Origin of the sequence: Streptomyces sp. CA-278952, from assembly GCF_028747205.1 — a bacterium.
In the GTDB taxonomy this organism is placed as follows: domain Bacteria; phylum Actinomycetota; class Actinomycetes; order Streptomycetales; family Streptomycetaceae; genus Streptomyces.
This window is the reverse complement of the sequence record NZ_CP112880.1, coordinates 4479111-4502610: the sequence shown is the minus strand read 5'-3', so window position 1 is coordinate 4502610 and position 23500 is coordinate 4479111. Positions and strand designations below refer to the sequence as shown.

Genomic DNA, 23500 nt, shown 5'->3' with positions numbered 1-23500 from the left:
AATGGAGTACGCGGAAAGGAAACCGCTTTTCCCTCGAAAACACAAACCCCCTGCAGGGGTTCAGCGGCCCGAGAAGACGGGAAACGTGCGCGATTCGGACATAGGGTTGCAGGTCCTTCTGCAGATCACAGGTGCAGAAGCATCCGGCTGTTGCCCAAGGTGTTCGGCTTCACTCGTTCGAGACCGAGGAACTCCGCGACACCCTCGTCGTACGAACGCAGCAGCTCACTGTAGACATCGGTGTCCACAGGCGTCTCCCCGATCTCGACGAAGCCGTGCTTCGCGAAGAAGTCCACTTCGAAGGTGAGACAGAAAACCCTGCGGACACCGAGCCATCGCGCGGTCTGCAAGAGCTTGTCCAGTACGTGGTGGCCGACTCCCGCGCCCTTGATGCGGGGGTCGACGGCAAGGGTCCGCACTTCCGCCAGGTCTTCCCACATGACATGAAGTGCGCCGCAGCCGATGACCGTCGCGTCCTCGTCGCGTTCCGCGACCCAGAACTCCTGGATGTCCTCGTAAAGGGTGACGGTCGCTTTGTCGAGCAGGATGCCTCCGGACACGTACCCGTCGAGGAGCCGTCGTACGGACGCGACATCACTCGTCCTGGCCCGTCGGACGGTGATGGCGGGCTTATTTACCGACGGGTCGGTATGGAGTTCGGTATCCGGATCGTTTTGCGGCTGCTCTGAGGACATGCCCCGACGCTATCTCCCGCTCTCCGGCTCCACGTCATCGGCCGGGGCGTCATCTCCGGCGGCACCGGCGGTAGGTTCCGCGGGGCTGCCAGGGGTTTCGGTGGAGCTGTCGGGGGTTTCGGTGGGGCCGCCGGGGGTTTCGGCGGGGCTGGGGGAAACCATGCGAACAGCGTCCTGCAGTGCTTCGCGCTGTTCGGCGGACATCATGCCGAAGAACGCGACAAGAGCGGCGGCGGGGTTGTCACTGCGTGACCAGGCTTCGTTCATCAGTGCGGCCGAGTAGGCGGCCCTGGTGGAGACGGCCGTATATCGATAGGCCCGGCCGTCGACTTCCCTGCGGACCCAGCCCTTCTGATGGAGATTGTCCATTACCGTCATCACGGTCGTGTAGGCGATGGACCGTTCCTGCTGAAGGTCCTCGAGGACTTCCCGCACGGTGACCGGTCGGTTCCATTGCCAGACGCGTGTCATCACGGCGTCTTCGAGGTCTCCCAATGGGCGGGGCACAGGATCACTTTAGTGGCAGATGTCCTGAATGTTCTGGTATTTACACAGCGAAAGAGCGCACGGCTCCGATGAGCCGTGCGCTCCGGGGATGCGCGTCGGGAGGATTACGGGGCGGACGGGCCGCTCGCGCGATCAGACATTCTCCGGACGAGCGGTCTGCTTTACGGATTCCGCGCGGGCGAGCGCCGCGTCCACCACGGCGTCCTCCTTGGTCTTGTTCGGACCGCCCTGGCTCTTGACGATGATCACGATCACGGCGGTGAAGAAGACGGCCATCACCACGGGGGGCACGAGCGCGGATACGTAGTCCATGCCGTCCAGAGTAGCGAGCCCGGAACGGCCCGACGCGGCGACCTCCCGGTGGGAGGCCGCCGCGTCGGATACCGCGTGGAGGTCAGCCGGCCGCCCGCTCCTCGGACGGGGGCGGCGCGGGACGGCGGCGCGGCGGGAAGACCTCGGAGGGTTTGGGCATCGGGCGGTCGCCCGGCTTCTGCGGGCGGTCCGGGGCAGCTGGGGTCCCGGGCCGGTCCGGCTCCCGGTCGGCGGCGCGGCCGCCGGGCAGGGCGAGCAGCCGGCTGCGCGGCCCGGGGGCCGTGAGCCCGGCGGAGCGGCCGGCGAGCCGGGCCCGTACGGAACGCTCGGCGAGCACCTGGCAGCGCTCCAGGAGGGCCGCTGCGAGCCGCCCGCCGCGCAGGGCCCGCAGGGCCGCCAGATCGTCCGGGCGGGGGTCGTAGCCGGCGGCCAGGGCGTCCTGGAGCAGCTCCAGGTAGCCGGCGGCGGAGCCGGGGAGGGCGTTGCGGTAGCGGGCGAGGTCGGCGAGGAGGAACGCTCGCAGCCGACCCGCCTCGCCGGCCGCCTCGTCCACGGAGCCGGCGAGCCGCAGGCAGTCCTGGACGTCCTCGTCGGACAGGGGCATGGGGTGGAGGGCGATGGCAAGGGCACGTCGGAGCACCCGCAGCTCGTCCGCGCTGAACGCCATGCCGCCTCGTGAACCGTAGGGCGTGGGCATAACGCGACAATACGTGCTAAATGGACAAAATCCGTTTAACTGGTCGTCGGTGGCGCGGCGTACCCCGGCGGTCTCCCGGCTCCCGCCCCCGGCCGTTCCCGCAGGTACCGCCGGGCTCGGTCGGACGCCCCCTACGACCGGGAGACGTTCCGCTCGTACACCAGGCGCAGCCCGATGAGCGTCAGCCACGGCTCGTGCTCGTCGATGACCGAGGACTCCCCCAACACCATCGGAGCAAGGCCGCCCGTCGCGATGACGGTCACGTCGTCCGGGTCGGCGGCCAGCTCCTTCTTCATCCGGGCCACCACTCCGTCGACCTGGCCCGCGAAGCCGTAGACGATGCCGGACTGCATGGCCTCGACGGTGTTCTTGCCGATCACGCTGCGCGGCCGGGCCAGCTCGATCTTGCGGAGCTGGGCGCCCTTGACGCCGAGGGCCTCGACCGAGATCTCGATGCCGGGGGCGATCACCCCGCCGGTGTACTCGCCGCGCGGGGAGACCGCGTCGAAGGTGGTGGCGGTGCCGAAGTCGACGACGATCGCCGGCCCCCCGTACAGCTCGACGGCGGCGACCGCGTTGATGATGCGGTCCGCGCCGACCTCCTTGGGGTTGTCCATCAGGATCGGCACCCCCGTCTTGACGCCGGGCTCCACCAGGACGGCGGGGACGTCGCCGTAGTACCGGCGGGTGACCTCGCGCAGTTCGTGCAGGACCGAGGGGACGGTGGCGCAGATCGCGATGCCCTCGATGCCGTCGCCCAGCTCCATCCCGAGCAGCGGGTGCATGCCCATCAGGCCCTGGAGCAGGACGGCCAGCTCGTCGGCGGTGCGGCGGGCGTCCGTGGAGATCCGCCAGTGCTCGACGATCTCCTCGCCGTCGAAGAGGCCGAGGACCGTGTGCGTGTTGCCGACGTCGATGGTGAGCAGCATCAGGCCTCGGCCCCGTCGGTCACGGAGGCGTCGGTCACGGAAGCGTCGGCGTCGCGGAAGTCCAGGCCGATGTCCAGGATCGGCGAGGAGTGGGTGAGCGCCCCGACCGCCAGGTAGTCGACGCCCGCGTCGGCGTAGGCGCGGGCCGAGTCGAGGGTCAGCCGGCCGGAGGACTCCAGGATCGCGCGGCCGGCGACCAGGGCGACGGCCTCGGCGGTCTCGGCCGGGGTGAAGTTGTCCAGCAGGATCAGGTCGACGCCCGCGTCCAGCACCTCACGGACCTGGTCCATCGTGTCGACCTCGACCTCGATGGGCAGCTCGGGGAACTCGGCGCGGACCCGCTTGAAGGCCTCGGCGACGCCGCCCGCGGCGATCACGTGGTTGTCCTTGACCAGGGCCGCGTCGGAGAGCGACATCCGGTGGTTGACGCCGCCGCCGCAGCGCACCGCGTACTTCTCCAGCGCGCGCAGGCCCGCCGTCGTCTTGCGGGTGTCGCGGACCTTGGCCTTGCTGCCCTCCAGCACATCGGCCCAGGCGCGGGTGGCGGTCGCGATGCCCGAGAGGCGGCACAGCAGGTTCAGCGCGCTGCGCTCGCCGGTCAGCAGGTCGCGGGTGCGGGTGGTGACGGTCAGCAGCTTCTCGCCGGGGGCGATCCGGTCGCCGTCCTCGACGTGCCGCTCGACCTCGAACTCCTCGGTGCAGACGATCGACAGGACCGCCTCGGCGACCCGGAGCCCGGCGACCGTGCCCGCCTCGCGGGCGGTGAAGTCGCCGGTGATCACGGCGTCCTCGGGGACGGTCGCCACGGTCGTGACGTCCACCCCGCCGTCGAGGTCCTCCTCGATCGCCACATGGGCGACGTCCTCGACCTGGACGGGGTCGAGCCCCGCCCGGGCCAGCAGCAGGGCGAGCGCGGGATCCAGGCCGCACTCCAGCGCTTCGGGGTCGAATCCGTCGTCGCCGGCGCAGCCGCAGCCGTCGCCGCAGCCGCCTTCCGCCGGTACGGAGGAGGCGGGCGCGCCGACGCTGATCAGCGGTACGTCCACGGGTGTGGGGCGCGGATTCTCTTCGGGCGTGCTCACGGTGACGGCTCCTCGGGGGCGTGGCGGGTGGTGCGGGTAGGGCGGGTGATTCTCGTGTGCCGCCGGTGCCGCCCTGGGGTGTCCGGCGGTGCGGCTGCTTCCAGCAGTCTGCTCAATCGGACGGGCGTACGGGCGGGAACGCGGCGGTCTCCGTGCGGTGGACGACCGGGGTGCGGTCCGGCGCGATACGGACGACCAGGTGGCGGCGGCCGTGGGCGTCGTCGCGGTCGGGCCGGTCCTCGCGCCAGTGGCAGCCGCGGGTCTCCTCGCGGTCCCGGGCTGCGGCGACCAGGACCCGGGAGACCAGGAGCAGGTTGGTGACCTCCCAGGCGTCGACCCCGGGGACGACCGCCTTGGCGCCGCCCGGCCCCTCCGCGTCGGCGGCGGCCTCGCGGTGGAGGGCCTCCAGCTCCTCGGCGGCGGCGGCCAGGCTGTCGGCGGAACGCAGGACTCCGGCGCCCCGGGTCATGGCGCGCTGGATCGCCGCCCGGGCCTCGGGGGCCAGCAGCGGGACGGGGGCGCCGGCGTCCGGGCTCCCGGCCGGTTCGGTGCGGGGCGGGCGGGCCCCGGCGATGTCGGCGGCGATGCGCTCGGCGAAGACCAGGCCCTCCAGGAGGGAGTTGGACGCCAGGCGGTTGGCCCCGTGCACCCCGGTGCAGGCGACCTCGCCGCAGGCGTACAGGCCGGGGACGGTGGTGCGGCCCCGCAGGTCGGTGCGGACGCCGCCGGAGGCGTAGTGCGCGGCCGGGGCGACCGGGACCGGCTCGGTCACCGGGTCGATGCCGTGGGACCGGCAGGCGGCCAGGATGGTGGGGAAGCGCTGCTCCCACATCCGCGCCCCGAAGTGCCGGGCGTCGAGATACATGTGCTCGGCGCCGTGCTCGTGCATGCGGCGGGTGATGGCCTTGGCGACGATGTCGCGGGGGGCCAGCTCGGCCAGCTCGTGCTGTCCGAGCATGAAGCGGACGCCGTCGCCGTCGACGAGATGCGCGCCCTCGCCGCGTACGGCTTCGGAGACCAGCGGCTGCTGGCCCTCGGAGTCCGCGCCGAGGAACAGGACGGTCGGGTGGAACTGGACGAACTCCAGGTCGGAGACCTCCGCCCCGGCCCGCAGCGCGAGCGCCACCCCGTCGCCGGTCGAGACGGGGGGGTTGGTGGTGGCGGAGAAGACCTGGCCCATGCCGCCGGTGGCCAGGACGACCGAGGGGGCCCGGACCGCGCCGACGCCGTCGTGCTGGCCCTCGCCCATGACGTGCAGCGAGACGCCCGCCGTACGGCCTTCGGCGTCGGTGAGCAGGTCCAGGACCAGGGCGTTCTCGATGGTGTGGAGGGCCGCCTCGCGGACCGCGCCGACCAGGGCGCGGGAGATCTCCGCACCGGTCGCGTCGCCGCCCGCGTGGGCGATGCGGCGGCGGTGGTGGCCGCCCTCGCGGGTCAGCGCGATGTCGCCGCTGTCGGTGGTGTCGAAGTGCGCGCCGGTGGTGATCAGCCGGCGTACGGCGTCGGGGCCCTCGGTGACCAGGGTGCGCACGGCCTCCTCGTCGCAGAGGCCCGCGCCCGCGACGAGGGTGTCGTCGAGGTGCTGCTCGGGGGTGTCGCCCTCGCCGAGCGCGGCGGCGATGCCGCCCTGGGCCCAGCGGGTCGAGCCGTCGTCGAGGCGGGCCTTGGTGACGACGACGGTGTCCAGGCCGGCGGCGGCGCAGCGCAGTGCCGTGGTGAGCCCGGCGACGCCGGAGCCGACCACCACGACGTCCGCGTCGATGGCCCAACCGGGGGCGGGGGCGGTCAGCCGTATTCCGGTCACGTCAGGGCTCCGAAGGTGAGGGGGATGTTGTCGATGAGGCGGGTGTCCCCGACCCGGGCCGCGACGGCGAGGATCGCCTCCCCGCTCTCGCGGTCCTCCGGGATCTCGGTGAAGTCCGCCGGGTCCACCAGGGCCAGGTAGTCGAGGGCGAGCGGCGCCTTGTCCCGCGCGGCGGCCTGCTCCAGGATCGTCCGCGCGGCGGCCCGGACGGCGGCGGGCGCCCCGCCCGGCCGGACCAGCGCCACGGCCTGGGCGTCGGCGGCGGCGCGGGCCTCGCCGAGCCTGTTGAGCCCGGCGGCCCGGTCGCCGCCGGGCGCGGTGGCCCGGGCCCGCTCGTGCAGGGCCTGCTGGGCGGCGAGCCGGTCGCGGGCCGCGAACAGGGCGCGGGGCAGGGCGAGCGCGGTGTGCCGCTCCGCGGCGGTCAGGAAGCGGTTGCGGCTGGAGAGCGCGAGGCCGTCCGCGTCCCGGACGGTGGGCACGCCGGTGATCCGGACGCCGAAGTTCAGGTCGCGGACCATGCGGCGGATCAGGGCGAGCTGCTGGGCGTCCTTCTGCCCGTAGAACGCCTCGTCGGGGCGGGTGAGGTGGAGGAGCTTGGCGACGACGGTGAGCATTCCGTCGAAGTGCCCGGGGCGGGCCGCGCCTTCGAGGCGCTCGCCCATGGGGCCCGCGGTGATCCGGACCTGGGGCTCCCCGCCCGGATAGACCTCGTCCACGCCGGGGGCGAAGACCGCGTCGGCCCCCGCCGCCGCGGCGATCTCCAGGTCGGCGTCCAGGGTGCGCGGATAGCGGTCCAGGTCGGCGGCCTCGCCGAACTGGAGCGGGTTCACGAAGACGGTGACCACGACCTGGCCGTCCGGGCCGGCCCCCGCGCGGGCGGCCCGGATCAGGGCGGCGTGCCCCTCGTGGAGCGCGCCCATCGTCATGACGACGGCCCGCTCGGCCCCGGCGGGGCGGGACAGCGCGTCCAGCTCGGCGGCGGTGCGCAGGAGGGCGGGCCGGACCGTGCGCGTCATCGGGTCTCCCCCGGTCCGATACGGCGGGTGATCGGCGTCATCGGGTCTCCCCCGGTTTGGGGCCGCCGCCGGGGCGGCGTTCCTGATCGGCCAGGACGACGAGGAGGTCCTCGGCCAGCTCGGCCTTGAGCAGACCGTGGGCGAGCGCCCGGTCGGCCGTGGCGCGGGCCATCGCGATGTATCCGGCCACCGCCTGCGGGGCGTGCTCGCGCAGCTCGCCGATGTGGGCGGCGACCGTGCCCGCGTCACCCCGCGCGACCGGGCCGGTCAGCGCGGCGTCGCCGGAGCGCAGGGCGTTGTCCAGGGCCGCGCCGAGCAGCGGGCCGAGCATCCGGTCGGGGGCGGCGACCCCGGCCCTGGCCAGCAGCTCCATCGACTGGGCGACCAGGGTGACCAGGTGGTTCGCGCCGAGGGCGAGGGCCGCGTGGTAGAGCGGGCGGGACTCCTCGGCGATCCACTCCGGCTCGCCGCCCATCTCGATGACCAGGGCCTCGGCGGCGAGCCGCAGCTCCTCGGGGGCGGTGACGCCGAACGAGCAGCCCGCTAGCCGCTGGACGTCGACGGCGGTGCCGGTGAACGTCATCGCGGGGTGCAGCGCGAGCGGCAGGGCCCCGGCACGCCTCGCCGGGTCCAGCACCTTCGCCCCGTACCGCCCGGAGGTGTGGACGAGCAGCTGGCCCGGCCGTACGGCACCGGTCTCGGCGAGGCCCTCGACCAGCGTGGGCAGCACGTCGTCGGGGACGGTCAGCAGCACCAGCTCGGCGCGGGCCAGCACCTCGGCGGGCTCCACCAGGGGCACGTCGGGGAGCAGCTCGGCGGCGCGGCGCCGGGAGGCGTCGGAGACGCCGGACACGGCGACCGGGCGGTGCCCGGCGAGCCGGAGGGAGGCGGCGAGGGCGGGTCCGACCCGGCCCGCACCGACGACGCCGACCGTGAGTCGGGCGGGGCGGTCCCTCGCGTCGAGGGATTCCCTGGAAACTGGTGTGTTCACGCGGCGATGGCCTTCCGTTCCAGTCCGCGGGGGGTACCGGACGATTTCTCTGCATGCTACGCCAGCGTTTCGGCGAAGCCCTCCGGCCACCCACAGCCTGTGGATAACTTTCCCGGGCCGACCCCGGACCGACCCCGGGCCGGTCGGGACGCCGGGCGGAAATGGGCAGGCGCTCGGTGGGAGGCCCGAGTGATGATCGTCCCATGGTGACCATGGACGAGCAGGAGCGGCGGCGGCGCAGGCTGACCGCGTGGCGGGCGTCGCGGCGGACGCTGGCCCGGGTGGGCGCGGACGGCACATTGGGCGAGCGGCTGGCGTCGCTGGCCGCCGGCGCCGCCTCCGTACACGATCCGGAGGACTGGACCGATGTGTACGGGGGCGGGGTCGTCGCCGATCTGGAGCGGCGGGTGGCCGGGCTGCTGGGGAAGGAGGCGGCGGCGTTCTTCCCGACCGGGACGATGGCCCAGCAGATCGCGCTGCGGTGCTGGGCGGGGCGTACGGGCGACGCGACGGTGGCGCTGCACCCCCTGTCCCACCCGGAGCTGCACGAGGGCGGGGCGCTGGGCGCGGTGAGCGGGCTGCGCACGGTGCATCCGACGTCCGAGCCGAGGCTGCCGAGCGCCGAGGAGGTCCGGGAGCACCCCGAGCCGTTCGGGACGCTGATGCTGGAGCTGCCGTTGCGGGACGCCGGGTTCGTGCTGCCGTCCTGGGAGGAGCTGACGGCGGTGGTGGTGGCGGCCCGGGAGCGGGACGCGGTGGTCCACTTCGACGGGGCGCGGCTGTGGGAGTGCACGCCGCACTTCGGGCGGGAGCTGTCGGAGATCGCCGCCCTCGCGGACAGCGTGTACGTGTCGTTCTACAAGTCCCTGGACGGGCTCTCGGGCGCGGTGCTGGCGGGCCCCTCCACGCTGGTGGAGGAGGCCCGGGTCTGGCGCCACCGGTACGGGGGCCTGCTCTTCCAGCAGTACCCGGCGGCGCTGTCCGCGCTGCTGGGCCTGGAGCGGGAGCTGCCTCGCCTGCCGGCGTACGTGGCCCACGCGAAGGTGGTGGCCGGGGCGCTGGCGGAGGGGTTCGCGGCGTCGGGGGTGCCGTGGTTCCGGGTGCGTCCGGAGCCGCCGCACACGCATCAGTTCCAGGTCTGGCTGCCGTACGGGGCCGACGTGCTGGACGAGGCGTCGGTGCGGCAGGCCGAGGAGACGGGCGTGACGCTGTTCCGGCGCTGGTTCGCGGGGGCGGGCGGGGCGGGGCCGGCGCTGCCGCCCGGGGTCTCGTGCACCGAGGTGACGGTGGCGGGGGCGGGACTCGAGTGGTCGGCCGAGGACGTGCGGGACGCGGTGGCGGGGTTCGTGGGGTACCTGGCGCGGTAGGCCGGGGGCCGCCCGGCCTCGGGGCCCTGTCGAGTGACCCGCCCCCCAGCTCCGGGGTTCCGTCCTCAAACGCCGGACGGGCTGGGTGTGCCGGGCCCGCTGGGTGTGCCGGGCCCGCTGGAAGCGCCTGGTCTGCGGAGGCGCCGGTACAGGTCACGCAGGACCGAGCGGTCGTGGCGGCCCGGGGGCGGGGGCGCGGGCTGCGACAGGCCGGCCGCGCGGTGGAGGTCGAGCAGGTGCTGCTGGGTGGCGTTCACGCGGCCCATCCTGTGCGGGTCACGGCGGCACCTCGCATGGATTGACGGCCCCCGTCAACTGGCACGACGGCCCGCCCGCGTACCCCCACTATGGAGAGGTGAGCGTGCACATAGACATCGCGGGCCTGCCCGCCGACCGCGTCGTTTTCGCGACCTCTCCCCTGGCCGAACTGGGCCTCGCCCTGCACGCGCTCTCCGAGCCCGGACACCACCCGGGGCTGCACGGCTGGGCCACCGCGACCGCGACGGCCCTGGAGCCCGACCTCGCGGACCGGCTGCTGGAGGCGGAGTTCCTCTGGCGGAACACCTACTCCGACATCTTCATGCCGTTCTCCGGGATCCGGGGCGGCGACGGCAGGACCGGGGCGACGCTCGCCGAGGACCTGGACCTGCTGGACAAGCTGGACGACGAACGGTTCGTCGCCGCGGCCCTGGAGTTCACCTGCGCCAGCCATTACGGGGCCGGGTCTCCCTCACCGCTGAAAGACGCGGGGATGCGGGGCCGCGCCCTGGACCTGGCGGCGGCACGCGGCCCGCGGCAGATGGACTTCACCCGGCGGCTGCTGGCCGACCCCGCCTCCGTACGCGGCTGGGTCCGGCGGCTCTTCGAGGACTGCGACCAGGCGTTCTTCGCCGACACCTGGCGCCGGGTCTCCCTCCAGCTGGTCGCCGACGCCCGGCACAAGACGGAGCTGCTGCGGCGCAAGGGACTGGCCGACGCGGTCGGAGCGGTGTCGGCCGCCGTGACGCTGGACGAGGGCGCGCGCCGGATCAACGTCGACAAACTGTCCGAGGGCCGGACCACCGCCGTCGACCCGGGCGTGGGCCGGGGTCTGACGCTCATCCCGACCAGCTTCGGCTGGCCGCATCTGATGGTGCTGCACGCCCCGGGCTGGCGGCCGGTGATCCACTACCCGGTCCATCTGCCCGACCTGCCGGCGCCCGCCTCCGTGGAACTGCTCCAGCTGCGCCTGGAGGCCCTGGCCCACCCGATGCGGATGCGGCTCTGCCGCAACCTGGCCCGCTCCCCGTACACCACCGGCGAGCTGGCCGACTCCAACGGCATCACCTCCCCCGAGGTCTCCCGCCATCTCTCCATGCTCAAGAAGGCGGGCCTGGTCACGACGCGCCGCCGCGGCCGCTACGTCCTGCACCAGCTGGACCTGACGGTCGTCGCCCGGCTCGGCAGCGACTTCCTGGAGGGCGTCCTGCGCTGAGCCCGTCCAGGCTCTCAGCCCGCGCCGCCGCCGGCCCGGACCAGGCCGGTCTCGTAGGCGAGGACGACGACCTGGACCCGGTCGCGGAGGTTCAGCTTGGTGAGGATCCGGCCGACGTGCGTCTTGACCGTGGCCTCCGAGAGCACGAGCCGGGCCGCGATCTCCCCGTTCGACAGGCCCTGGGCGACCAGGAGCATGACTTCCCGTTCCCGCTCGGTGAGCTTGCCGATGTGCTTGTTCTTCGGCTCCTTGTCGCCACTGGGCAGCATCGGCGAGAAGCGGTCGAGCAGCCGGCGGGTGGTGGACGGGGCGACGACCGCGTCGCCGCTGTGCACCGAGCGGATCGCGGCGAGCAGCTCGGCGGGCGGCACGTCCTTGAGCATGAAGCCGCTGGCCCCCGCCTTCAGCCCGGAGAAGGCGTACTCGTCGAGGTCGAAGGTGGTCAGGATGAGCACCTTCGGCGGGTCCTGCTGCGCACAGATGCGGCGGGTCGCCTCGACGCCGTCCAGCCGGGGCATGCGGACGTCCATCAGCACCACGTCGACGGCGGTGGACCGCAGGATCTCGATCGCCTCCGCCCCGTCCCCGGCCTCGGCCACGACCTCCATGTCGGGCTGGGCCGCGAGCACCATCCGGAAACCGGTCCGCAGCAGCACCTGGTCGTCGACGAGCATCACGCGGATGGCCGTGGTCATGGGGATCGTGTCCTGTCCTGGGTCGGTCGTGGTGGTCGTGATGGTCGCCGTGGTCGTGAAGGTCGCCGTGGTCGTCGTAGTCGCCGTGGTCGTGAAAGGCAGGTCGACCGGGCGGCGGGTCAGCCCGGGGGCTTGAGCGGCAGCAGGGCACTGATCCGGAATCCGCCGCCGGGCCGGGGCCCCGCGTCCAGAGTGCCGCCGACCATGCCGATCCGCTCCCGCATCCCGATCATCCCGTGCCCGGCGCCGTCCGCGCCGCCGTCCTCGTACAGTTCGTGCGCCGCACCCCGGCCGTCGTCCTCGATCAGCAGCCCGAGGCCGTCGTCGAAGTAGACCAGCCGGACGCTGGCCCCGGCGTCGGGTCCGCCGTGCTTGCGGGTGTTCGTCAGGGCCTCCTGGACGACCCGGTACGCGGTCAGCTCCACGCCGCTGGGCAGCGGGCGGGGGGTGCCCTCCACCTTGAAGTCGACCACCAGGCCGGTCTGCCGCACCTGTGCGACCAGGTCCTCGATCTGCTCCACATCGGGCTGGGGGACGTACTCCCCGCTCTCCGGGGCGTCACCGGTCCGCAGCACCCCGAGCAGCCGCCGCATCTCCGCGAGTGCCTGGCGGCCGGTGCTGGAGATGGTCTCCAGGGCCTGCTTGGCCTGGTCGGGGGCGGCGTCCATGACGTAGGCGGCGCCGTCGGCCTGGACGACCATCACGGACACGTTGTGCGCGACGACGTCGTGCAGCTCGCGGGCGATCCGGGCCCGCTCGGCGGCGACCGCGACCTTGGACTGCGCCTCCCGTTCCCGCTCCAGGCGGGCGGCACGCTCCTCCAGCTGGTCGAAGTAGGCCCGCCGGGTCCGCAGGGAGTCCCCGAGCACCCAGGCCAGCACGAACGGCACGGTCATGATGACCGTGACGAAGACCACCTGGACCCAGGAACCCCCGGGCTCGGCCTCCCACCGCAGCTGCGACAGGGCCGCCGCGCTCAGGCTGCACACCAGGGCGAGCCGGGAAGCCCAGCGCTCGCCGACCGTGGCCACGGTGTACGTGATCACCAGCATCGCGAAGTTCCCGACGCCCGGCCGGACGTCGAACACCAACTGCAGGACGCCCACCAGGATGGCGAGCAGCAGCATCCTCTCCGGGGCCCTGCGGCGCAGCGCCACCACCGTGGAGAGCCCCAGCGCCACCGGAACGGCGACGATCTCCTCGCGCCCAGCGTCGTACATGCCCGACACCATCGACATGCCGGAGAGCCCGAGGAGGAAGACGGCCCAGAAGACGTCGACGCCCGTCGGGTGTCTGCGGATGAAATCGTAGAGGCGCTGCACGTAACCCAGCGTAGGGACAGCGGATCGGTGCCCGGGTCAACCGGAGGGTCGATCCGGGTCCTGGGACCGTACTCCCCAAGGTGGAGACTTGCCTACGTGACGGACGAGTGGCGCGGGTGGCGGGAGGCGGCTCAGGCCGCTCTGTACGGAGATGAGGGCTTCTATCGCAGCCCGCTGCGGAGCCCGGAGGGGCCGGCGGGCCATTTCCGTACGTCGGTCCACGCCTCGCCCCTCTTCGCGGCGGCGGTGGCCCGGCTGCTGACCGGAACGGCGTGGGAGCTGGGCACCGGCACGGTCGCGCTGGTCGACGTCGGGGCGGGCCGCGGCGAGCTGCTGACCGGAGTCCTGGCGGCGCTGGCCGCGCTGCCCGAGCGGCCGGACGTCACCGCGTACGCCGTCGAGGTCGCCGCCCGGCCGCCGGGCCTGGACCCCCGGATCGAGTGGTGCGCGGAGCCGCCCGCGGGGGTCACCGGGCTGCTGTTCGCCAACGAGTGGCTGGACAACGTGCCGGCCGAGGTGGCGGAGGCGGACGCGGACGGCGTCCCCCGGTACGTCCAGGTGCGGACCTCGGACGGCGCGGAGCGCCTCGGCGATGCGGTGAGCGGGGCGGACGCGGCGTGGCTGGAGCGCTGGTGGCCGCTGACCGCGCCGGGCGAGCGGGCGGAGATCGGCCGGACCCGGGACGCGGCCTGGGCGCGGGCGGTCGGCTCCCTCGCCGCCGGTCTCGCGGTGGCGGTGGACTACGCGCATGTGCGGGGCGCCCGGCCGCCCTTCGGGACGCTGACCGGCTTCCGGGGCGGGCGCGAGGTGCGCCCGGTGCCGGACGGCTCCTGCGACCTGACCTCGCACGTGGCGCTGGACGCCTGCGCGGCGGCGGCCGGGCACGCGGGCGCGGAGCTGACCGACCAGCGGACGGCGCTGCGCCGGCTGGGCGTCGGCGGCGACCGGCCGCCGATCGGCCTGGCAACGACCGATCCGGCGGGTTACGTCACCGCGCTGGCGGCCGCGGGCGAGGCGGCGGAGCTGACGGCCCGCGGCGGCCTCGGCGACTTCGCATGGCTGCTGCACCGGGTGGGGCCGGTGCGGCCGGTGCGGCCGGTGCTGCCTGATCGCGGGTGACCCCGTGGCGGGTCGGCGTCAGGGAATACTGTCCCGCATGACGGAGACGACGATCGGCATCGGCGGAGCGGCGGAGAGCACCGACATGGTGCTGAACATCGGCCCCCAGCACCCCTCGACGCACGGGGTCCTCCGGCTGCGGATCGTGCTGGACGGCGAGCGCGTACAGCACGCGGAGCCGGTCATCGGCTATATGCACCGAGGCGCGGAGAAGCTCTTCGAGGCGCGCGACTACCGGCAGATCATCATGCTCGCCAACCGCCACGACTGGCTCTCCGCGTTCTCGAACGAGCTGGGCGTGGTGATGGCCGTCGAGCGGATGCTCGGCATGGAGGTCCCCGAGCGCGCCGTGTGGACGCGGACGCTGCTCGCCGAGCTGAACCGGGTCCTCAACCACCTGATGTTCCTCGGCTCCTACCCCCTCGAACTCGGCGGCATCACCCCGGTCTTCCACGCCTTCCGGGAGCGCGAGGAGCTCCAGGCGGTGATGGAGGAGGTCTCCGGCGGGCGGATGCACTACATGTTCAACCGGGTCGGCGGACTCAAGGAGGACGTCCCGGCGGGCTGGGCCGGCCGCGTCCGCGACGCCGTCGCCTCCGTCCGCTCCCGCATGGACGTGTACGAGGACCTCGTCCTCGGCAACGAGATCTTCCGGGGCCGTACGCGCGACGTGGGCGTGCTGTCCGCCGCGGCGGTGCACGCGTACGGGGTGTCGGGGCCGATCGCCCGCGCCTCGGGCGTCGACTTCGACCTGCGGCGCGACGAGCCCTATCTCGCGTACGGGGAGCTCCAGGACACCCTGAGGGTCGTCACCCGGACCGAGGGCGACTGCCTGGCCCGCTTCGAGTGCCTGCTGGAGCAGACCCTGGGCTCCCTGGACCTGGCGGACGCCTGCCTGGACCGGATGGCCCACCTGGCGCCGGGGCCGATCAACCAGCGGCTGCCCAAGGTGCTCAAGGCGCCCGAGGGCCACACCTACGCCTGGACGGAGAATCCGCTCGGCGTCAACGGCTACTACCTGGTCTCCAAGGGCGAGAAGACGCCCTACCGGCTGAAGCTGCGCTCCGCCTCGTTCAACAACATCCAGGCGCTCACCGAGCTGCTGCCGGGCACTCTGGTCGCCGACATGGTGGCGATCCTGGGCTCGCTGTTCTTCGTCGTCGGCGACATCGACAAGTAGCGGGCGGGGAGGGGCGGCCGGGGCCGTCCCTCAGGAGGCCGCGCCGCGCAACTCCGCCACCTCGATCTGCTCGGTCTCGTCGTGCGCGGTGAGGTCGATGACCTTGCCGACGGCCCGGTTGTCGACGGCTCCCGTGCGGTGGGCGGCGAGCGCCTCCTCGCCGACGACGTCCGCGAGGTCCTCGTACTGCACGGACTCGATCGCGGCGTTCACCTTCTCGGCGCTCTGGGCGTGCTGGGCGCCGAAGAAGTCGAAGTTGCCCTGGGGCGCCAGGTTGCGGCGCGCGGCGTACGGGACGACGGCCGAGGCCGGGATCGCGCGCGGCACGGGCACCGGCGCGATGGGGGCCGGGGCCTTCATGCTCGGGAGCGCCGGGGCGGGCGGGGGGCTGGAGGGGCGGCGGTGCTGGTGGTCCCGGTGCTCGCCCGCCCCGGGGGCCGCCGCGTGCTTCCCCTGCGGGCCCTCCTCCTCCGTGTCCTGGTGCCGGTCGTCGGCGGCCGGCTGCCGCTGCCGGGCCGCCTCCACCGTCCGACGGGTCTCCTGGAGCGCCGCGTTGCGTGTGAGGTTCATCAGGGCCTCGTCCGCGCGCCGGTACGACTCGGGGGTCGGCGTGGACCGCGCGGGCGGCAGCTCCTTGGGGGCGGCGGCCTCGATGGCGAGCTGCCTGCGGCCCTCCAGCGCGCTGGCCCGCTCGGTCTCGGCGTTGGCGTAGCGGCGCAGCAGTCCGGCGTGCTCCCCGCGCAGCCCCGCGAGCTCGACGCGCTTGCGGCGGAGCTTGGTCTCCAGACGGCCGCGCAGCTCGCGCGACTCCTCCAGATCCTGCTCCAGCTCGGCTATCCGCTCCTCGGCCCGCCATTCGTCACTGGCGCGGGCCCGGGTCAGCTCGGCGACCCGCAGCCCCGCCGCCCGGTCCCAGCTGCGCATCAGGTACGCGCCGGTGACGGCGGCGGCCGCCACGGCGGCCACCAGGCCGCGCAGGACCAGGGGTTCGGCCAGGAGCCAGGCGCCGGCGGCACCGACGACCGACACTCCCGCGACCACGGAGGGGGGCAGGATTCTGTGAAGGGGTGGCGAATGGCGGTGGCGTCCACGTGGCATGGCCTGAAATTTACCGTGTGTACGCGCCACTTGGGGGCCGCTCGGCAATCTGTTCCCCGCCGGTTACCTCGCGGCCCCCGAAATGACCCGTAGCCCGAGCCCTACTTCTTGATCAGACCCTTCGACTCCAGATACTCCTTGGCCACATCGGCCGGCTTCGCGCGCTCGGCGTCGACCTTGCGGTTCAGCTCCGCGAGATCCTCCGTGGTGAGCGCGTCGGTGAGCTTTCCGAGCGCGTCGGCGATCTCCGGGGCGCCCGCGTCCTTGGCGTTGAGGACTGGCAGGACGTTGTCGGCGTTCTGCAGCTTCTTGTCGTCCTCCAGGAAGACCAGCCCGTCCAGCACCGCGTCCGTGGTGGTCGTCAGGACCAGCTCGACCTTGCCGTCGCGGACGGCCTGCTTGGACTGCGGGGTGCCGACGCCCTTGGGGTCGATACCGGTGACGTCGATGCCGTACGTCTTCTTCAGACCGGGTGCGCAGAAGGGCCGCACCTCGCACTCGTCGCCCGCCGCGATCTTCACCTTGAGCTTCGACTTTCCAAGATCGGAAAGGGTGGTGAGCTTGTTCTTCTCGGCGAATTCCTCCGAGACCGCGAAAGCGTTCTGGTCGACGGCCTTCCCCGCCGGGAGCACCTTGAGGCCCAGCGGGCCCGCGAGCTTCTCCAGCGCGGCGACCGTGGCGTCGGCGTCCGGGGAGGCGAGGGGGGTGTTCTGGGCCTTCTCCGCCCCGTTCACCTTGGCGTTGAGGAATTCGGTGATCGTCGCGGCGTATTCGGGGACGACGTCGATCTCACCCTTCTCCAGCGAGGGCTCGTACAGCTCGCGGTTCTTCACCGTGGTGATCGAGGTGTCGTACCCGGCGTCGCCGAGGATCTGCGCGTACAGCTCGGCGAGCACCTTGGACTCGGTGAAGGAGGCCGAGCCGACGACGAGGGAGCCCTTCTCGCTGTCGCCGCCCGAGGAGCCGGAGGAGGCCTTCTCCTTCTCCAGGCTGTCGCCGCCGCAGGCCGCCAGCGACCCTGCCAGCGCCACCATGCCGATGACCGCTCCGGCTATCCGCGAGGTTCTGCTCATGTCTGCTCTCCGTCCGAACTGAAAAAAGTGACAAAAGGGAAGTTGGGGAGGGCTGTCGGGCCCGTCACGCGGGCCGGCGGCGGCGCAGCGGTGACAGCAGCCGGTCCAGGCCCACGAGCACCCCTTCCACCAGCAGGGCGAGTCCGGCGACCAGGATCGCTCCCGCGAAGACCTGGGCCGTGTCGTAGGTGTTGAACCCGGCGGTGATGATCCGGCCGAGACCGCCGAGGCCGACCATCGCGGCGATCGACGCGGTGGCCACGACCTGGACGGCGGCGGACCGCAGCCCGGTCATGATCATCGGGTAGGCGAGCGGCAGCTCGACCCGGACGAAGAGCTGCCCGCCCGACATCCCCATGCCGCGCGCGGCCTCCACCACGGCCCGGTCCACCTCCCGCATCCCGACATAGGCGTTGGTCAGCAGCGGCGGCACCGCGAACAGCACCAGCGCGATGATCGTGGGCCAGTAGCCCGAGTTGCGCAGGGGCGTGACCATGAACAGGGCGAGCACCGCGAAGACCGGGACGGCCCGCCCCACGTTGGAGATGTTCACCGCGAGCCCACCGCCCCTGCCGATGTGGCCCAGATACAGGGCGAGCGGCAGGGCTATCGCGCAGGCCACCGCGAGGGCGACCCCGCTCACGTACAGATGCTCGCCGAGCCGGTGCGCGGCCCCTCCGTCGCCCGACCAGTTGGCCCCGGTCGTCAGCCAGGTCCAGGCATCGCCGATGACTCCCACGGGTCAGCCCGCCTCCACCTTCGCCGGGACGGGCAGGCCCGCCGGTCCGCCCGGTCCGTCTGGTCCGCCTGGTCCGCCTGGTCCGTCCCGCCCGTCCAGGCCAGTGCGCCTGGCCTTGTCCGCCCCGGCCGCCCCGGATATCCGGGGCACCCCGGATATCCGGGTCCAGGGCGTCAGCAGCCGCTGGAGGCCGAGCAGCAGCAGGTCCGCCGCCACCGCGAGCAGCACACACAGGACCGAGGCGGCGAGCACCTGGGCCTTGAAGAAGCTGGGCAGCGCGTCCTCGATGAGATTGCCGAGGCCGCCCTTGCCGACGAGCGAGCCGACCGTGGTCAGCGCGACCGTCGACACGGTGGCTATCCGCAGCCCTGCCATCACCGCGGGCAGCGCCAGCGGGAGCTCCACCTCCCACAGCAGCCGCCACGGCCCGTATCCCATGCCGCGGGCGGCGTCCCGGGCCTCCTCGGGCACCGCTTCGAGCCCGGCCAGGATGTTGCGTACGAGGATGGTCAGCGAATAGAGCACCAGGCCCGTGACGACGAGCGCGGCCGACAGCCCGAACAGGGGCAGCAGCAGCGAGAACATCGCCAGCGAGGGCACGGTGTAGAGCACGGTCGTCAGGCCGAGCACCGGCCCGGCGAAGCGCCGGCCCCGGCGGGCGAGCAGCGCCAGCGGAAAGGCGACCGCGAGCCCGATCAGCACCGAGACCACCGTGATCCCGATGTGCTGCACGGTCGCGTCGGTCAACTCCTGGCTGCGGGAGCGCAGGTACTCCCCGCAGATCCAGTCGTTCGTCACCAGGCAGTTCTGCTCGGCCATCCGCCCCCACCTCCTGCTTTCGCTCGTCGCCCGGATCACCCCGGGTTCTCGCCCGGATCACGCCGGGTTCCCTCCCGGATCACGCCGGGTCTCCCCCGGATCGCCCCGGATCGAACTGATGACTGGCGAGCCTATCCTCGACCACTGACAATCGCGGAGGCTGTCGCATTCCGGCAACACGCCCTTCACAGAACGCCCTCCACAATGGGGAACCATGATCCGTTTCGAGCACGTCACCAAGCGTTACGCAGACGGCACCACCGCCGTCGACGACCTTTCCTTCGAGGTCGCCGAGGGTGAACTGGTCACGCTCGTCGGACCTTCCGGTTGCGGCAAGACGACCACCATGAAGATGGTGAACCGGCTGATCGAACCGACCGAGGGCGGGATATTCCTCGACGGGGACGACATATCCACCATCGATCCCGTCCAACTGCGCCGCCGAATCGGCTATGTGATCCAGCAGGTGGGACTCTTCCCGCACAAGACGGTGCTGGAGAACACCGCGACCGTTCCCCATCTGCTGGGCTGGAAGCGCGGAAAGGGGCGCGAACGCGCCGCCGAACTCCTCGACCTCGTCGGACTCGACCCCTCCGTTTATGGCGACCGCTATCCGGAACAGCTCTCCGGCGGCCAGCGCCAACGCGTGGGCGTGGCCCGCGCATTGGCCGCCGATCCGCCCGTCCTCCTGATGGACGAGCCTTTCGGGGCAGTCGATCCGGTGGTCCGCGAACGGCTCCAGAACGAATTCCTGAAACTCCAGGCCCAGGTGCGCAAGACCGTGCTGTTCGTCACGCACGACATCGAGGAGGCCGTCCGCCTGGGCGACCGGATCGCCGTCTACGGCCAGGGCCGCATCGAGCAGTTCGACTCCCCCGCCACCGTGCTCGGAGCCCCCGCGACCCCGTACGTGGCCGACTTCGTCGGCGCGGACCGCGGGCTCAAGCGGCTCTCGGTGACGCCCATCGAGGAGAGCGACCTCGACCAGCCGCCGGTCGTCCACCTCGACGACCCGCTGGCCACGGCCACCGAACGGCTCAGGTCCCAGGGCGCGCGCTGGGCGGTCGTCCTGGACGGCCGGAACAACCTCCACGGCTGGATCCCCGCCGACGCGACCGCCGACGCCACGGCCGGCACGACGACCGGCGGCGCACCGGCCACCGCCAAGGGCACCGTCCGCGAACACGCCCGCCGGATGGAGGCCTGGCTCCCACTCGGGGCACCCCTCAAGCAGGCCTTCGCCACCATGCTCCAGCACGACGCGGGCTGGATCGCCGTCATCGACAAGGAGAGCGAGGGGCGCTTCCTCGGCGTGCTGACCCCCGCCCGGCTCCACGAGGCCCTGCGCCGCTCCATCGACGCGGACGCCCAGGACGTACCGCGCTCCGAGGTCGCCGTGGAGACGGTCGCGACGATCCCCGCCCCCTGAGGGCGCCCGCATCAGTCGGCGCTGAGCCGGGCGCTCAGCCACTCCAGGGCCGGCGGGATCTCCCGCCGCCAGGTCGTGAAGTTGTGCCCGCCGCTGTCGAGCACGATGGAGGACACCTTCGCGGGCGCCCTCACCTTCTCGATGAACTCCATCGTGCTCCCGAGGTTGTCCTCGCCCTCCCGGGAGGTCGTCACCAGGAAGGAACCGCCGGACGGCGGCCGGTTCTCCAGGGTCCACATCAGGTCGGCGCGGTCGCGCAGCGCCTCGTTCCCGTGGAACAGGTCGCCCGTCGTCGGGTCCTCGGCCGCCTTGTAGTACGCGGAGAGCCCGGCGCTCGCCGCGTACCGCTCCGGGTGGTGCAGCCCGATCTTCAGCGCGCAGTAGCCGCCGGTCGAGTTGCCGATGATGCCCCAGTTGCGGGCCTTCTCCCCCACCCGGTAGGTCCCCGAGATCGCCTCCGGGAGGTCCCGCGCGAAGAACGTCTCGGTCCGCGGGCCCCCGGGGACGTCCACGCACTCGGTGTCCCGGGGCGGCGCGACCGTCGGCCGCAGCATCACCAGGATCATCGGCCGGGCCTTCCCCGCCTTCACCCGGTCATGCGCCGTCTGCGGGTAGCGCAGCCCCTTCAGCAGGTTCTCCGCCGTGCCCGGGTAGCCGGTGAGGACCACGGCCGCCGGGAACGTCCGCCCGGCGTACGCCGCCCGGAAGTACTCCGGCGGCAGATAGACGTACGCCGGGGACTCGATGCCCGAGGTCCGCCCGGAGACGACCACCTGGTCGATCCGCCCGCCGACGGAGGGCACCCGGCCGCCCGGTACGTCCGGGTGCTGGGTGCCGATCCGTGTCATCTGCCGCGAACCGGCCCCGTTCCCCGCGTGGTCGGTGACCACACCGAGTTCCTGCTGCCGGCCGAAGAGGTCGGCCCAGGAACCGTAGAAGAGAAAGGCGTTGTTGGCGGCAAGACCCACCGCCGCGAACAGTGTCAACTGGGTCGCCAGCAACAGCCCGACCCGGCCCGACACCGCGGCGGCCCCGGGCCGGGCCAGCCGCGGCCAGAGGCCGACCGTGGCGGCGAACAGCGCGACGGCGACCGCCGCCACGACCGCCAGAACTGCGGAGCTGGTGAGACCCATGAGCGTGCTTTCTCCGTGATTCCTTACGCGGGCCGGATACGGGAAATTTTCGGAATGTGGGTGAACCCGCGCTCCACAACCCACGTCCTAGAGGGCGCACATCGTCCGTGGGGCTCCAGTCGGCGGACTCAACGAATCTCTCGCGAAGCCACGGGAAGCGATGTCTGTCACGCTAGATGGGGATAAGTCGGTCTCGGTTCCGCAGCGCGTACGCCGGCTGCTCCGCGGGCCCCGCCCCGAATCCGTACCGGCGCTCGTCGGCAGCGCCTGCACCGTCGTCGGGCTGATCGACGTCGCCGCCGGGGTCTTCCCCCGCTTCCGGCACAGCCGGATGCACACCCTCGCCGAGGTGCTCCCCGGGGCGCTCGGCCCGTTCGCCGCCGCACTCTCGCTCAGCGCGGGCATGCTCCTGCTCCTGCTCGCCCACGGGCTGAAGCGGCACAAGCGGCGGGCCTGGCGCGCGGCGGTGATCCTGCTGCCCGCGGGGGCCGCGGCCCAGTTCGCGTACCGCCACTCGATCGTCGGGGTGCTCGTGTCACTGGCGCTCTGCTGGCTGCTGGTGCGCCACCGGGACCAGTTCCGGGCGCTGCCCGACCCCCGGAGCCGCTGGCGTGCGCTCGCCAACTTCGTACTGCTCGGCGCCGGGTCGCTGGGGCTCGGGCTGATCATCGTCAGCGTCCACCCCGGCCGGGTCGTCGGCGACCCGTCCATCGCCGACCGTCTCCAGCACGTGCTGTACGGCCTGTTCGGCGTCGAGGGGCCCGTCGACTACGCCGGGCGCACCAGCTGGACCGTGGCCTACTCGCTGGGCGCGCTCGGCCTGCTCACCGCCGTCACCACCATCTACCTCGCCTTCCGCCCCGAACACCCGGCCGCCCGCCTCACCGAGGACGACGAGAGCCGGCTGCGGGCCCTCCTCGAGCGGCACGGCGGCCGGGACTCGCTCGGCCACTTCGCGCTCCGCCGCGACAAGGGCGTCGTCTTCTCCCCCAGCGGCAAGGCCGCCGTCTGCTACCGGGTCGTCTCCGGGGTGATGCTGGCCGGCGGCGACCCCATCGGCGATGTGGAGGCCTGGCCGGGCGCGATCGAACGCTTCATGGACGAGGCGCAGGCGCACTCCTGGACCCCCGCCGTGATGGGCTGCAGCGAGACCGGCGGCCAGGTCTGGACCCGCGAGACCGGACTCACCGCCCTGGAACTGGGCGACGAGGCGGTGGTGGACGTGGCGGATTTCTCCCTCGCCGGACGGGCCATGCGGAACGTGCGCCAGATGGTCAAACGCATCGAACGGAACGGCTACGAGACCCGGGTCCGGCGGGTACGTGACATCGGCGACACCGAGCTGGACCGGATCCGCCGCGCAGCCGCCGACTGGCGCGGCACCGACACCGAACGCGGCTTCTCCATGGCGCTGGGCCGGATCGGCGACCCGGCCGACGGCGACTGCGTCATCGCCACCGCCCACCTGACCGGCTCGGGTGCCCACTCCCCGGGCGGCGACCTGAAGGCCGTCCTCCACTTCGTGCCGTGGGGACCGGACGGCATGTCCCTGGAGCTGATGCGCCGCGACCGCTCGGCCGACCCCGGCATGAACGAGCTCCTGATCGTCGCCTCCCTCCAGGCCGCCGAGAGGCTCGGCGTCGCCCGGGTCTCGCTGAACTTCGCGATGTTCCGCTCCGCGCTGGCCCGCGGCGAGCGGCTCGGCGCGGGGCCGGTGCTGCGCTGCTGGCGGGCGCTGCTGATCTTCCTCTCCCGCTGGTTCCAGATCGAGTCGTTGTACAAGTTCAACGCCAAGTTCAAGCCCCGCTGGGAGCCCCGCTTCGTGGTCTTCCGCACCAGCCGCGACCTGCCCCGCATCGGGATCGCGGCCATGCGGGCCGAAGGCTTCGTGAACCTCTCGCTGCCCCGCCCGTTCCGCCCCCGCCGCCCGCGCCCGTGCGGCCACACCCGGCGCACGCACCCGGAGCAGCACGAGGTGAGCGCGGCGTAGCGACGTCGTACGGGGCCTAGGCTGGTGGT

At 72.8% G+C, this 23500-nt stretch carries 24 protein-coding genes; 7 read left to right on the top strand and 17 right to left on the bottom strand.

The annotated features are described in order from the left end of the window. Positions 1-125 precede the first annotated feature (125 nt). The 9 genes from N7925_RS20225 to N7925_RS20185 form a co-directional block, all read right to left on the bottom strand. The gene (locus N7925_RS20225; RefSeq protein WP_265600935.1) at positions 126-695 is read right to left on the bottom strand and encodes an amino-acid N-acetyltransferase; all 570 of its coding nucleotides are present in this window, start codon (positions 693-695) and stop codon (positions 126-128) included. A gap of 9 nt (positions 696-704) precedes the next feature. Continuing rightward, the gene (locus tag N7925_RS20220; protein ID WP_274344697.1) at positions 705-1202 is read right to left on the bottom strand and encodes a BlaI/MecI/CopY family transcriptional regulator; all 498 of its coding nucleotides are present in this window, start codon (positions 1200-1202) and stop codon (positions 705-707) included. A gap of 132 nt (positions 1203-1334) precedes the next feature. Further along, on the bottom strand, positions 1335-1514 hold the full coding sequence (locus N7925_RS20215; RefSeq protein ID WP_265600933.1) for a hypothetical protein: 180 nt from the start codon (positions 1512-1514) through the stop codon (positions 1335-1337). A gap of 82 nt (positions 1515-1596) precedes the next feature. Next, positions 1597-2181, bottom strand: coding sequence for a hypothetical protein (locus N7925_RS20210; RefSeq protein ID WP_265603940.1), 585 nt, complete (start codon positions 2179-2181; stop codon positions 1597-1599). Between the two features lie 161 nt (positions 2182-2342). Then, positions 2343-3140 carry a type III pantothenate kinase gene (locus tag N7925_RS20205; RefSeq protein WP_097915092.1) on the bottom strand — a complete coding sequence of 266 codons (798 nt, stop codon included), beginning with the start codon at positions 3138-3140 and terminating at the stop codon, positions 2343-2345. Beyond that, positions 3140-4186 carry a carboxylating nicotinate-nucleotide diphosphorylase gene (gene nadC / locus N7925_RS20200; RefSeq protein ID WP_416222994.1) on the bottom strand — a complete coding sequence of 349 codons (1047 nt, stop codon included), beginning with the start codon at positions 4184-4186 and terminating at the stop codon, positions 3140-3142. The genes N7925_RS20205 and nadC overlap by 1 nt, the downstream gene beginning before the upstream one ends. Before the next feature lie 148 nt (positions 4187-4334). Beyond that, positions 4335-6026 (bottom strand): L-aspartate oxidase, encoded by a 1692-nt coding sequence (locus N7925_RS20195; protein WP_274344694.1) that lies wholly within the window; start codon positions 6024-6026, stop codon positions 4335-4337. Then, on the bottom strand, positions 6023-7042 hold the full coding sequence (gene panC, locus N7925_RS20190; RefSeq protein ID WP_274344693.1) for a pantoate--beta-alanine ligase: 1020 nt from the start codon (positions 7040-7042) through the stop codon (positions 6023-6025). Before panC ends, N7925_RS20195 begins: the two co-directional genes overlap by 4 nt. Before the next feature lie 37 nt (positions 7043-7079). Then, on the bottom strand, positions 7080-8033 hold the full coding sequence (locus N7925_RS20185) for a Rossmann-like and DUF2520 domain-containing protein (RefSeq protein WP_274344692.1): 954 nt from the start codon (positions 8031-8033) through the stop codon (positions 7080-7082). Between the two features lie 203 nt (positions 8034-8236). Between N7925_RS20185 and N7925_RS20180 the strand changes: the two genes are divergently transcribed. Then, positions 8237-9400 carry a threonine aldolase family protein gene (locus N7925_RS20180; RefSeq protein WP_274344691.1) on the top strand — a complete coding sequence of 388 codons (1164 nt, stop codon included), beginning with the start codon at positions 8237-8239 and terminating at the stop codon, positions 9398-9400. A gap of 65 nt (positions 9401-9465) precedes the next feature. On the opposite strand, the gene N7925_RS20175 is transcribed toward N7925_RS20180, so the two are convergent. After that, positions 9466-9666, bottom strand: a complete 201-nt coding sequence (locus N7925_RS20175) for a hypothetical protein (protein WP_443032216.1) — start codon at positions 9664-9666, stop codon at positions 9466-9468. A gap of 95 nt (positions 9667-9761) precedes the next feature. Between N7925_RS20175 and N7925_RS20170 the strand changes: the two genes are divergently transcribed. Next, a complete protein-coding gene (locus tag N7925_RS20170) occupies positions 9762-10874 on the top strand; it encodes a DUF5937 family protein (protein ID WP_274346505.1) in 1113 nt (370 codons plus the stop codon). Positions 10875-10888: 14 nt separating this feature from the next. On the opposite strand, the gene N7925_RS20165 is transcribed toward N7925_RS20170, so the two are convergent. Then, entirely contained in the window at positions 10889-11569 is a 681-nt protein-coding gene (locus N7925_RS20165; RefSeq protein ID WP_274344689.1) for a response regulator transcription factor, read from the bottom strand. Here N7925_RS20165 and N7925_RS20160 point away from each other — a divergent pair. Then, the gene (locus N7925_RS20160; RefSeq protein WP_274344688.1) at positions 11556-11705 is read left to right on the top strand and encodes a hypothetical protein; all 150 of its coding nucleotides are present in this window, start codon (positions 11556-11558) and stop codon (positions 11703-11705) included. The two genes, N7925_RS20165 and N7925_RS20160, sit on opposite strands and share 14 nt — an antisense overlap. Here N7925_RS20160 and N7925_RS20155 read toward each other — a convergent pair. Next, the gene (locus tag N7925_RS20155) at positions 11689-12891 is read right to left on the bottom strand and encodes a sensor histidine kinase (RefSeq protein WP_274344687.1); all 1203 of its coding nucleotides are present in this window, start codon (positions 12889-12891) and stop codon (positions 11689-11691) included. The two genes, N7925_RS20160 and N7925_RS20155, sit on opposite strands and share 17 nt — an antisense overlap. Positions 12892-12987: 96 nt before the next feature. Between N7925_RS20155 and N7925_RS20150 the strand changes: the two genes are divergently transcribed. Beyond that, entirely contained in the window at positions 12988-14010 is a 1023-nt protein-coding gene (locus N7925_RS20150; RefSeq protein ID WP_274344686.1) for an SAM-dependent methyltransferase, read from the top strand. Between the two features lie 37 nt (positions 14011-14047). Then, positions 14048-15190: an NADH-quinone oxidoreductase subunit D gene (locus tag N7925_RS20145; RefSeq protein WP_265600922.1), complete on the top strand. Its 1143-nt coding sequence runs from the start codon at positions 14048-14050 to the stop codon at positions 15188-15190. Positions 15191-15220: 30 nt separating this feature from the next. Here N7925_RS20145 and N7925_RS20140 read toward each other — a convergent pair whose 3' ends face one another. From N7925_RS20140 to N7925_RS20125, 4 genes are all read right to left on the bottom strand, one after another. Next, positions 15221-16288, bottom strand: a complete 1068-nt coding sequence (locus N7925_RS20140; protein ID WP_265600921.1) for a hypothetical protein — start codon at positions 16286-16288, stop codon at positions 15221-15223. A gap of 101 nt (positions 16289-16389) precedes the next feature. After that, positions 16390-17361, bottom strand: a complete 972-nt coding sequence (locus tag N7925_RS20135; protein WP_265600920.1) for an ABC transporter substrate-binding protein — start codon at positions 17359-17361, stop codon at positions 16390-16392. A gap of 64 nt (positions 17362-17425) precedes the next feature. Beyond that, on the bottom strand, positions 17426-18100 hold the full coding sequence (locus N7925_RS20130) for an ABC transporter permease (RefSeq protein ID WP_265600919.1): 675 nt from the start codon (positions 18098-18100) through the stop codon (positions 17426-17428). A gap of 3 nt (positions 18101-18103) precedes the next feature. Next, complete coding sequence (locus tag N7925_RS20125) at positions 18104-18919, bottom strand: ABC transporter permease (RefSeq protein ID WP_274344685.1); 816 nt, start codon at positions 18917-18919, stop codon at positions 18104-18106. A gap of 214 nt (positions 18920-19133) precedes the next feature. On the opposite strand from N7925_RS20125, the gene N7925_RS20120 reads away from it, so the two are divergent. After that, positions 19134-20348, top strand: a complete 1215-nt coding sequence (locus N7925_RS20120) for an ABC transporter ATP-binding protein (RefSeq protein ID WP_274344684.1) — start codon at positions 19134-19136, stop codon at positions 20346-20348. Between the two features lie 11 nt (positions 20349-20359). Here the strand turns inward: N7925_RS20120 and N7925_RS20115 are convergent, their stop codons facing one another. Continuing rightward, positions 20360-21481 carry an alpha/beta hydrolase gene (locus N7925_RS20115; RefSeq protein WP_265600916.1) on the bottom strand — a complete coding sequence of 374 codons (1122 nt, stop codon included), beginning with the start codon at positions 21479-21481 and terminating at the stop codon, positions 20360-20362. A gap of 160 nt (positions 21482-21641) precedes the next feature. Between N7925_RS20115 and N7925_RS20110 the strand changes: the two genes are divergently transcribed. After that, positions 21642-23471 carry a phosphatidylglycerol lysyltransferase domain-containing protein gene (locus tag N7925_RS20110; RefSeq protein ID WP_274344683.1) on the top strand — a complete coding sequence of 610 codons (1830 nt, stop codon included), beginning with the start codon at positions 21642-21644 and terminating at the stop codon, positions 23469-23471. Positions 23472-23500: the final 29 nt, after the last annotated feature.